The organism is Nocardia sp. NPDC002869 (assembly GCF_046764065.1).
Taxonomy (GTDB): domain Bacteria; phylum Actinomycetota; class Actinomycetes; order Mycobacteriales; family Mycobacteriaceae; genus Nocardia; species Nocardia rhamnosiphila.
The window spans coordinates 1-9,814 of record NZ_JBKOOL010000195.1 but is presented as its reverse complement, the minus strand read 5'-3'; the positions used below and the strand labels follow the sequence as shown (position 1 = coordinate 9,814).

The 9,814-nt window shown below is 69.1% G+C and carries 9 protein-coding genes and 1 pseudogene; 6 read left to right on the top strand and 4 right to left on the bottom strand.

Annotated elements, in window-relative coordinates; all coding sequences use genetic code 11:
* The first annotated feature begins 257 nt into the window (after nucleotides 1-257).
* Nucleotides 258-1,025, top strand: coding sequence for an SDR family NAD(P)-dependent oxidoreductase (locus ACLML9_RS25550; RefSeq protein ID WP_030524392.1), 768 nt, complete (start codon nucleotides 258-260; stop codon nucleotides 1,023-1,025).
* A gap of 86 nt (nucleotides 1,026-1,111) precedes the next feature.
* Here the strand turns inward: ACLML9_RS25550 and ACLML9_RS25545 are convergent, their stop codons facing one another.
* The 4 genes from ACLML9_RS25545 to ACLML9_RS25530 all read right to left on the bottom strand — a co-directional run bounded on the left by ACLML9_RS25545 (nucleotide 1,112) and on the right by ACLML9_RS25530 (nucleotide 6,436).
* Complete coding sequence (locus ACLML9_RS25545; RefSeq protein ID WP_411947902.1) at nucleotides 1,112-1,621, bottom strand: hypothetical protein; 510 nt, start codon at nucleotides 1,619-1,621, stop codon at nucleotides 1,112-1,114.
* A 187-nt stretch (nucleotides 1,622-1,808) separates the two neighbouring features.
* Nucleotides 1,809-2,627 carry a class I SAM-dependent methyltransferase gene (locus ACLML9_RS25540; protein ID WP_411947901.1) on the bottom strand — a complete coding sequence of 273 codons (819 nt, stop codon included), beginning with the start codon at nucleotides 2,625-2,627 and terminating at the stop codon, nucleotides 1,809-1,811.
* A gap of 146 nt (nucleotides 2,628-2,773) precedes the next feature.
* Nucleotides 2,774-4,732 (bottom strand): molecular chaperone HtpG, encoded by a 1,959-nt coding sequence (gene htpG / locus ACLML9_RS25535; protein WP_411947900.1) that lies wholly within the window; start codon nucleotides 4,730-4,732, stop codon nucleotides 2,774-2,776.
* Between the two features lie 15 nt (nucleotides 4,733-4,747).
* Nucleotides 4,748-6,436 (bottom strand): TM0106 family RecB-like putative nuclease, encoded by a 1,689-nt coding sequence (locus ACLML9_RS25530; RefSeq protein ID WP_411947903.1) that lies wholly within the window; start codon nucleotides 6,434-6,436, stop codon nucleotides 4,748-4,750.
* Between the two features lie 265 nt (nucleotides 6,437-6,701).
* Between ACLML9_RS25530 and ACLML9_RS25525 the strand changes: the two genes are divergently transcribed.
* From ACLML9_RS25525 to ACLML9_RS25505, 5 genes and pseudogenes are all read left to right on the top strand, one after another.
* A complete protein-coding gene (locus ACLML9_RS25525) occupies nucleotides 6,702-7,346 on the top strand; it encodes a DUF6474 family protein (RefSeq protein WP_411947899.1) in 645 nt (214 codons plus the stop codon).
* 146 nt (nucleotides 7,347-7,492) lie between these two features.
* Nucleotides 7,493-8,122 carry a hypothetical protein gene (locus ACLML9_RS25520; RefSeq protein WP_411947898.1) on the top strand — a complete coding sequence of 210 codons (630 nt, stop codon included), beginning with the start codon at nucleotides 7,493-7,495 and terminating at the stop codon, nucleotides 8,120-8,122.
* Nucleotides 8,083-8,739, top strand: coding sequence for a YcnI family protein (locus ACLML9_RS25515; RefSeq protein WP_411947897.1), 657 nt, complete (start codon nucleotides 8,083-8,085; stop codon nucleotides 8,737-8,739). The genes ACLML9_RS25520 and ACLML9_RS25515 overlap by 40 nt, the downstream gene beginning before the upstream one ends.
* On the top strand, nucleotides 8,736-9,290 hold the full coding sequence (locus ACLML9_RS25510; RefSeq protein ID WP_411947896.1) for a copper resistance protein CopC: 555 nt from the start codon (nucleotides 8,736-8,738) through the stop codon (nucleotides 9,288-9,290). Before ACLML9_RS25515 ends, ACLML9_RS25510 begins: the two co-directional genes overlap by 4 nt.
* A pseudogene (locus tag ACLML9_RS25505) lies at nucleotides 9,287-9,814 on the top strand (hypothetical protein); the annotation flags it as partial. The gene ACLML9_RS25510 and the pseudogene ACLML9_RS25505, both read left to right, overlap by 4 nt.

Sequence of the window (9,814 nt, the reverse complement as noted above, 5' to 3'; positions counted from 1 at the left end):
GTAATCAAGCCCATACCCGATCGAGCCGCCATCTGGCAGTGGTCGACCTGGCGGCGTCGCCATCAATACCGGGCCAGAAAAGCCCACTACCAGCGCCGACACCGATTACATAACAAGTGCGGCTGGAGTACTAGGTCCTTTACTGAGTACGATTTGGCCGATCAGCGCAAGGGGACCGTCCACGAACTCTCCGCACGCACCGGTTAGGGTGCAATTGACGTTAGGCCAACTGGCTTGTCACGAACGAGAGGACCATCGTGGAGATTTCGGGTTCCGCCGCCATCGTTACCGGGGGCGCGTCCGGTCTGGGCGCCGCCACTGCCAAGCGTTTCGCCGATCTGGGCGCCACCGTCTTCGGGCTCGATGTCCCGCAGTCGATCGAGCGCGCCGGCGACAATGTCCCCGACGGGGTCACCCTGCTCGCCGCCGATGTCACCAGCCACGACGAGGTCGCCGCCGCTGTCGCCAAGGTGGTCGAATCGGGTACGCCGCTGCGTATCGTGGTCAACTGCGCCGGGGTCGGCTGGGCCGGGCGCATCCTGTCCAAGAACGGGCCGCACGATCTGGAGCTGTTCCGCACGGTCATCACAGTGAACCTGCTCGGCACCTTCAACGTGATGCGTCTGGCCGCCGACGCCATCGCCAAGACCGACGCCGTGGACGAGGCCGGACAACGCGGTGTCGTCATCAACACCGCGTCGGTGGCGGCGTTCGAGGGCCAGATCGGTCAGATCGCGTACTCGGCGTCCAAGGGCGGCGTGCACGGTATGACCGTGCCGGCCGCGCGTGACCTCGCGCAGTTCGGTATCCGGGTCAACACCATCGCACCCGGCATCATCGACACCCCGATGCTGGCCGGTGTCACCGAGGAATACCGGCAGGGCCTCGAGGCCGGTGTGCCGTTCCCGTCCCGGCTGGGCCGGCCGGACGAGTACGCGCAGCTCTCGCAGTACATCGTCGAACACGACTACCTCAACGGCGAGACCATCCGCATGGACGGCGCGCTGCGCATGGCGCCGCGGTAGTCTTCGGCCCGTACAACGACGCCCGCTGTCCCGGAAATCCGGGGCTGCGGGCGTTCGTGTTCCGGGTGCGGCGTACCGAATGCGGGTCAGCCGGCACTGCCGGTCGGCGGGCGCTGCCGGTCGGCCAGGCGCGCCCGCCATGCATCGCAGACCGCACGGTCTGCCGATTCCCGGTCATTGCCGTCGACACGGCAGCCCGCGCGCGTGTATCCCTCACGATCGAAACCGCGGCGATCGTAACCCCACCGGTCGTAGCCGTGGCGGTCGTACCCGGCCCGGTCACGCCCGAAACTGTCGAGCCCGTCCTTGTCGTAGCCGCCACGATCGCGCCCGAAGAAGTCGAGCCCGTCCTCGTCGTAGCCGTCGCGGTCGCGACCGAACCGGTCGTAACCGTCCTTGTCGTAGCCGTCGCGGTCGTAACCGAAGGTGTCGTAGTCCTCGGAGACGGAAGCGAAATGCGTCGTGATCGGGCCGTCACCCGGTTCCGCCGACGCCGGTACGGCCACCAGGGCGGGTGCGGCGATCAGCACGCCCAGCAACGCGATCCGAAGCGAGGTGTGGCGCAATCCGCGGCGCGCCGCACGGGTGGTCGACATGATCGATCTCCTATCCGGAACACGATTCGCGTATCCCGGACGATGCATCGCCTACATCCCTTGACATGTTACAAACCGCAGGTTGGCGACCATGCGAAACCGTTTGCGCCCGAAGCGATCCGGTGACCGCCCGACGCGTCGCCCGACCGACCGACCCGCGCCGCACGCCCCCGGCGGCACACAACCGTTACCGGTAGCCGACCCCGAGATACGCCGTGGTGGTCAGCGGGCTGCCCGGCCGGTAATGCTCGGACAGGTAGGAGCGCATGGCCTCGATACGCTCGGCCATCGCCCGGTCACCGATACTGCGCCGCATCAACTCCAGGGGCGCGATACCGCGGGTGAGCCGGGCGAGCAGTGCGTCGGCATCGGCGAAGACCATCTCCACGGTATGAGGCACCACGGATACCCGTTCGAACCCCGCCGCGCGCATCTCATGCTCGAATACCTCGGGATTCTCCAAACTTTCGAGGTTCGATGCCGGTGGGCGGATACCCGGGTCGGCGGAGCCCAGCGCGCGCCACGACATCTGCATCCAGGTCGACCGGTCGGCCGGCGCCCAGCTCGATACCACCGCGACCCCGCCGGGCCGCAGCACCCGGAACAGTTCGGCGAACCCGCGCGCACGGTCGGGGAAGAACATCAGCCCGAACATGGAGAACGCCGCGTCGAATTCGGCGTCGGTGAACGGCAATTCCTGTCCGTCACCGACCCGCGCCACCACATTGCCCGCCCCGGCCACTGTCACCGCGCGCTCGAGTTGCTCGATCATCGGCGCGGAGAAATCGATCGCGTCCACCCGCTCGGCGTGCTCCGCGGCCAGTAGGCTCAGCGTGCCGGGACCGGCCGCGACATCGACCACACGGGCGGGCGGCGTATGTCCGGCGAGGCCGGCCAGTTGCACTGCCGCGGCGGCGAACGGGCGCATCACCGAAATAGTGGACACCGCATAGTCCTCGGCGACCAGATCCCACGGATCCACGGCGGCGAGTGGGTTTTCGGGCACGGTCGTATCCGATCTCGTCAATACCTCGGCGCGTACCGGGAGACCGCGGCAGCGGCCACGGTCTCCCCTACGGCCGGGCGCCCGCCGTCCGCGCTCGCCTCACTGCCGTAGACGGTCCGCGGACGAAAGAAGCCCGGCTGCACCCCTCAGAGCGTACGCGTCAGCCGGTCGGCGAGGATCTGCGCGAATTTGGCCGGATCCTTCAGTTCCCCGCCTTCGGCCAGCACAGCCGTGCCGTACAGGAGTTCGGCGGTCTCGGTGAGCTCGGGAACCTTACCCGCGTCGGCGTCGTCCCGGCGGGCGTCGTAGGCATCGCGCAGACCGGTCACCAGCGGATGGGTGGGGTTGAGCTCGAGGATCCGCTTGAACTGCGGCAGCTCCTGACCCGAGGCCCGGTACATCCGTTCCAGCATCGGGGTCATATCGAACACATCACCCACCAGGCAGACCGGCGAACTGGTCAGCCGCGAGCTGAGGCGGACCTCCTTGACGCTGTCCTCGAGGGTCTTGCCCAGCCAGGTCAGCACCTCGGCGAAATCCTTGTCCTGCTGTTCGCGCAGGGCCTCGGATTCCTTCTTCTCCTCCTCGGTCTCCAGATCGACCTCGCCCTTGGCGATCGACTGGAAGGGCTTACCGTCGAAGTCGGTGACCGAGCCGACCCACATCTCGTCCACCGGGTCGGTGAGGATCAGCACTTCGCGGTCCTTGGCGCGGAACGCCTCCAGATGCGGCGACTTCTCCACCTGCTCACGGGATTCGCCGGTCATGTAGTAGATGGCGTCCTGCCCTTCGGGCATCCGTTCCACGTACTGCGCCAGCGTGGTCGCCTCGGTCTCGGAATGGGTAGAGGCGAAGGACGAGACCTCCAGGATGGTCTCCCGGTTGTCGAAGTCGGAGAGCAGGCCCTCCTTCAACACCCGGCCGAATTCCTGCCAGAAGGTGCGGTATTTCGCCTGGTCCTCGGCGCCCTGCAGATCCTTGACACTGCTCAGCACCTTCTTGACCAGACGTTTGCGGATCATCTGGATCTGCCGGTCCTGCTGCAGGATCTCCCGGGACACGTTGAGCGACAGGTCCTGCGCGTCGACCACACCCTTGACGAAACGCAGGTACTCCGGCATCAGCTCTTCGCAGTTGTCCATGATGAACACGCGCTTCACATAGAGCTGGACACCGCGTTTGTGTTCGCGGGTGAACAGATCGAACGGCGCCTGCGAGGGCAGGAACAGCAGCGCCTGATACTCGAACGTACCCTCGGCCTTGAGCGGGATGATCTCCAGCGGCTCGTCCCAGGCGTGGCTGACGTGCCGGTAGAACTCCTGGTATTCCTCCTCGGACACCTCGCTGCGCGGACGGGTCCAGAGGGCCTTCATCGAGTTGAGCGTCTGCTCCTCGACGACGGTTTTCTCCTCCTTCTCCTCACCCTCGCCCTCGGTGACCGTGCGCTCGATCTGCATCCGGATCGGCCAGGCGATGAAATCGGAGTACTTCTTGACGATCTCGCGGAGCTTGTGTTCCTGGGTGTAGTCGAAGAGATGGTCCTCGGGGTCCGCCGGCTTCAAGTGCAGCGTGACGGCGGTCCCCTGCGGGGCCTCGTCGAGGGTTTCGATGGTGTAGGTGCCCGAACCGGCGGTCGACTCCCAGCGGGTGCCGGTGGTCTCCCCCGCCCGGCGGCTGGTGAGCACCACCTTGTCGGCGACCATGAAGGTCGAATAGAAGCCGATACCGAACTGGCCGATCAGCTCCCCGGCCGCGGCCTCGGATTTCGCCTCGTTCAGTTTCCGGCGCACCTCGGCGGTACCGGATTTGGCGAGGGTGCCGATCAGGTCCACCACCTCGGCACGGGACATGCCGATGCCGTTGTCCCGGACGGTGAGGACCCGCTGATCCCGGTCGACCTCCAGCTCGATGTGCAGGTCGTCGGTGTCTACGTGCAGATCCTTGTCCCGATAGGACTCCAGCCGCAGCTTGTCCAGCGCGTCGGAAGCGTTCGAGATCAGCTCCCGCAGGAACGTGTCTTTGTTGGAGTAGACCGAGTGGATCATCAGCTCGAGCAGCTGATGGGTCTCGGCCTGGAACTCGAGTTGTTCGACGTGCTCTGTCACGCTGGACAATGGTAATCAAGCCTGTGCGGAACTCGTCCACAGGTCGGGTGGTGTGCCGGTCGGCGCGGCGAAGTCGCTCAGCGCGGGCACCTCACGTTCGGCGCTGTGCTCCCGCGGCGTCCGGGGGTTCATCCACTCGCGCAGGACCGCGGTGGCCCGGACATCGTCCTCGTTGTACTCCAGCAGCCGGGTGCGCTGGGTGAGGTCGGGCTCGGTGTCGTAACCGACCGCACGCCGATACCAGCTCATCGACGCCTCCCCACCCGCTTCGGGATCGCGCCAGGCGAAACCGGCCACGGGTGCGATCTTCTTGAGTCCTTTACCGCTCGGGCAGATGAACTGATCGGTGACCGCCTGGAACATATCGACCCATTGGATCGAATCGACGAACTCGGTGACCTGTGCTTCGGTCGGCACCCCGGGACGCCCGGCGAACCGCCGCGCCGACTCGTAGAGCCATTTGTCCTCGGCGCTGCGCGAATAGCAGTACGCGGCGAAGGTCTTCCCGGCGGCCAGGGCCTGCGCTCTGATCTCCATCAGCCAGGTCCAGAACTCGCCGAAGGAGCGGCCCTCGTCCTCGGTGGGTAGCGGATCCCAGGTGACGAACGCCCGGTACCGCCCGTCGAGCAGGGTCCCCCACAGGTAGGCGCCCTCCTCCTGATAGCTCTCCAGATCGACATCCACCTCGACATCGGCCCGGCGCACCCAGACCCGGTCGAACCGGCGCACCAGCGGTGCCTGCACCAGCCATGCCCGGGCGGTGACCACGGCCTCCTCGAACGGCCCGTGCTGCCAGTCCTCCGGTTCGGGCCCGGACCAGGCGGCCAGTTCGTCGATGGTCCGCACTCCGTGCCCGCGCAGCACCTCCGCGCGCGAGCCCGGCGCCACCACGCTCACATCACGATGCTCGTTCAACCAGGCCTGGCACCCGCCCTCGGCGCCCCGGCTCCACCAGACGCACTGGCGGCATTCGGGGACCTTCGACGGCACGGTTTCCGACTGGCCGCGCACCACCGCGATCCGGTCCGCGAAACGACTGTCGTAGTCGGGGAGGACCGTGGTCAGGTCGTGGACGAGGATCCGGTCGAAATGGAAGCCGATGACCCCGCCGACCCGGGCGGCCGGCGCCAGCCCGTGACGCTCCAGCATCCGGTACACATGGGCCAGCCGCTGCTGGTCGCGCGGTTGCTGGCGGAGTTTGCGGGCACGGTCGAGAACGGGGTTCCAGGAGAACAGATCCGAGGTCAGCGGGTGGAATTCGGCCGGATCCGGTCGGCGCGGATCGGTCACCTTGTGGTTGACCACGATGACCGGGATATAGCCGCCGTTGCGCTCGTCGCGCAGCAGGATCTCGGCGCCGCCGCGGCGCCCGGTATCGGGCTCCTGCGGCAGCAACCCACCCCAGATCCGGGGCGCGCCCGCCGCGCAGGCACGCAGCGTGGCCTCGGCACGCGCGCTCGCCGGCAGCGCCGGGTCGATGATCACCCAGCCACCGGGGTCGGCCGCGACCAGAGTGTCGCGGACCCGTTCGCGATGGGCCTGTGCCGCCTCGCGCCGCTGCTGCACCCCCGTGTCCTCGCGCACTTCGGCGAGCAGTTCCGGGTGCGCGGCGTCCATCCCGAGCCGATGACGGCAGCCGATCAGACCCCGGGCATCGAGGAACGCGAGCCTGCCCGCACCGGCGGAAATCCGCCCGGCGGGCACGGCGGACTCCCGCCGCTCGCGATCGGCGTGGGAGGGGTCTTCGCTGTCGACACTGCCGGGTTGCACGCAAGCAGTATGGTCCCTGTCCCCGACAGACCACCCAATCGAGCATCCGGGAACAGCGTCGCCGCACCGCCGCGGGCAGCGTCTCTCGCCGCCGCGGCCGGTAACCCGATAGGGTGTCGGCGAACCGTGTGACACGGGTGGACGGTGCGGTTTTCCGTGTCGTACCGCCGTAACGAACCAGCATTACGGAGGGCCTTCGATGGGGTTGTTCACCAAGCGCAAACGGCGGCCGAGTCGGCGGGCCGAGGCCAAGGCTCTCAAGCACAAGGCCGCCATGGAGGCCAAACTCGCCGCGAAGAACGACCGGAAACGCCAACGGGCGGAGGCCCGTTCCCAGCGCAAGGTCGCCCAGGCCCAGGTCGCCACGCTGCAGGCCGAGGAGAAGGCGGCCCTCAAAGCGGCCGCGCGGGCGGAACGCGACCCGTTCAGCCCGGCTCAGATCAGGAAGTACATCGGGGTGGCACGGGTGCTGGTTCCGGTGCTCGCCCCACTGGCCTACCGCGGCGCGACCTATCTGCGCGGGCAGCTCGACGCCCGCCGCGCCAAACAACTCGGCGTCGGGGTGAGCCAGCTCGGCGATTACGCCGGGCACGGCGGCCGGCTACAGGCCCGGATCGGCAATACCGAGGCCGCGCTGGACAAGATCGCGGATGGGCGGTCCGGCAAGGAAAAGGACACCCAGCAATTCGTCGCCGACGCCCGTAACCGGCTCGACGCACTCACCGCCGCCGTCCGCACCGCCGACCAGATGCCCGCCGGGCGGCGGCGGTCGGTGTACGCGTCCATCACGACCGAGCTGTCCCGGATCGAGGCAGACGTCCTCGCTCGCCTCGGCGTCGCCTGACTCCGGGCCGTCATCGAGTGGGTGTCCCCGGCCCGATCCCCGGGCCGGGTGCGCGGGCCCGGGGCCGGTCGGCGACCATGGACACTGCCCTGCCCACTCCCCGACCAGCCGGGCCCGGTCAGGTCGGCTGAACCCGAAAGTCCGCGATGCCCCGCACGTACCCGTCTCCCGCGCCGCTGCGGGGCTGCGTGGTGGGCGCGACCACCGGGATCCTGGCCGTCGCCGCCCACGGTGTCGCGGGTGGCGGATACCCGACATCCGCCGGGGCGGCGTTACTCCTGCTGACGGCCCTGGTGACCGGCGCGGCCGCCGGTTCGGTCATCGGCGGATCGGACCGGTTGCGGGCCGGACCGGGCCGGAGCACGCTGGTCGCGCTCGCGGCCGGGCAGTCCGCCGGGCACTGGGCGCTGACCGGCCTCACCGGTCATCACGGCTCCCCCGTCGAGACAGCGTCCGAGGCCCCGCCGGGGGTGGCGATGATCGCCTTCCACCTACTCGCTGTCGTGGTCTGTGCGCTGGCGATCACCTCGGCCGAGCGGCTCTACCGCTGCGCGTCCTCGGTGCTGCGCGCGCTGCTCGAACCACCACGCCCCACCCCGGGTCTGCCCCGGGTCCGTATCGCCGCGACCACCCCGGTCACGGCTTATCGCTCTCCGAAGGGAGCGCCGGGTCCACGCGCACCGCCCGCGCGCACCGACCCCGCCACCCCTTCCCTCGGAGAGAAAGCTTCCAACACATGTCCCACGGGATCTCCCCCGCCCTGCGCCGTGGTCTGACCGCGACCTTCGCCGCGGGTTTCGTACTGGCCGCGGCCGGTACCGCCGCCGCGCACGTGAGTGTTTCCGCACCGGACGCCACACCCGGTCACGGTGCGGTCGCCACCTTCAGCGTCCCGACCGAATCGGATACCGCCGCCACCACTTCGGTACGGATCACCGTGCCCGGTTTCTCCACCGCGCGCACCGAACCGGTGCCCGGCTGGACCGCGAAAATCGACCGTAACGACAAGGACCAGGTCACCGCCGTCACCTGGACCGCGACCCCGGGATCCCCCGGTATCCGGCCGGGTGAGTTCCAGCGTTTCGCCGTATCGCTCGGGCCGTTCCCGGATTCGGAGTCGGTCGCCTTCCCGGCGGAACAGACCTACAGCGACGGCACCGTCGTGCGCTGGAACGAGACCGGCGACCACGATTCGGTCGAACACCCCTCGCCCGTCCTCGCACTGAACGGCGATGAGGCCGGTCACGGCGGTCACGGTGACGAGGCGGCCGCCGCGCCCGCCGACGACGGCGGCGGCGACACCACGGCCCGCTGGCTGGGCGGTCTGGGGCTGGCGCTGGGCGCACTGGCACTGGGCGCCGGAGTCGGCGCGGTGGTCCGGAGCCGGCGATGAACCACCGCACGTCCCGGTGGGGCCGGCGCTTCGCGCTGGTCGCCACCCTGCTCATGGTGACCCTCGGCGCGCTGGCCGGGCCGGCTGCCGCCCACTCCGCGGTGGTGGGCAGCGATCCCGCGGCCGGCGCGACCGTCGAGGTGGGGCCGCAGCGCGCCACCATCACGTTCAACGAACCTCTGCAGCCCGACTTCCCGGCCATGACCGTGGTGGGTCCGGACGGCAATCTGTGGTCCAAGGGCGAGCCGGTCGTCGACGGCAGGAATCTCAGCGTCGAGGTCGGTGAACTCGGTCCGGCCGGCGAATACCGGATGGCCTTCCGGGTCACCTCGGCCGACGGTCACGTGGTCAACGGTGAGCGCGCTTTCACGCTGAGCAAGCCGGGTAACGGCACTCCGGGCCCGGCCGCGAATGCCCGCGGTGAGAGCGGCGGCTCGGGCGGCGGTATCCCGGTCTGGGTGTACCTCGTGGGTGCGGTCGTCCTGTTCGGCGGCGGTCTCGGGTTCGCGCTGTTCGGCTCGAACTTGGGCAAGGGCAAGAACCAGCGGTGAGAAACGGTGTCCCGAGCGGAACCGACGACCGGTTCGCGCTCGGACTCGTGATACCGGCGGGCCTGATGGGGGTGTTGCTGGCCTGGACGCTCGGCGGGGTTCCGGCGGCCTCGGCGGTGCGTTTCGGCGCCGATATCGCGGGCGCGACGGTGCTCGGCCTGGCCGTGCTGCCCCGGCTGGCGGACCGGATCGAGCTCCCGTGGCGGATGATGGCGGTTCTGGCCGGACTGTGGTGCTGCCTGGAATTCGCCACTCTGGTCTTCGCCGCGGGCGAGGTGGTCGGTTCGGGGGCGACCGCGCTGAGCCCGGCCGATTTCGGCACCTATCTGGCACGGATCAGCGCGGGCCAGATCGGCCTGGCCATCCTGCTGGCCACCGGGGCGAGGGGGGGGGTGAACCCCGTGGCCGTACGGGGGGGCGGGGCGCGCGCACCCGGCCAGGGGGGGGGGTGGGGAGAGGGGGGGGGGGGGGGATGGTGTTGTAGTGTGGGGGTTGGTAGGGGGGGGGGGGGGGGGAGTGGAATG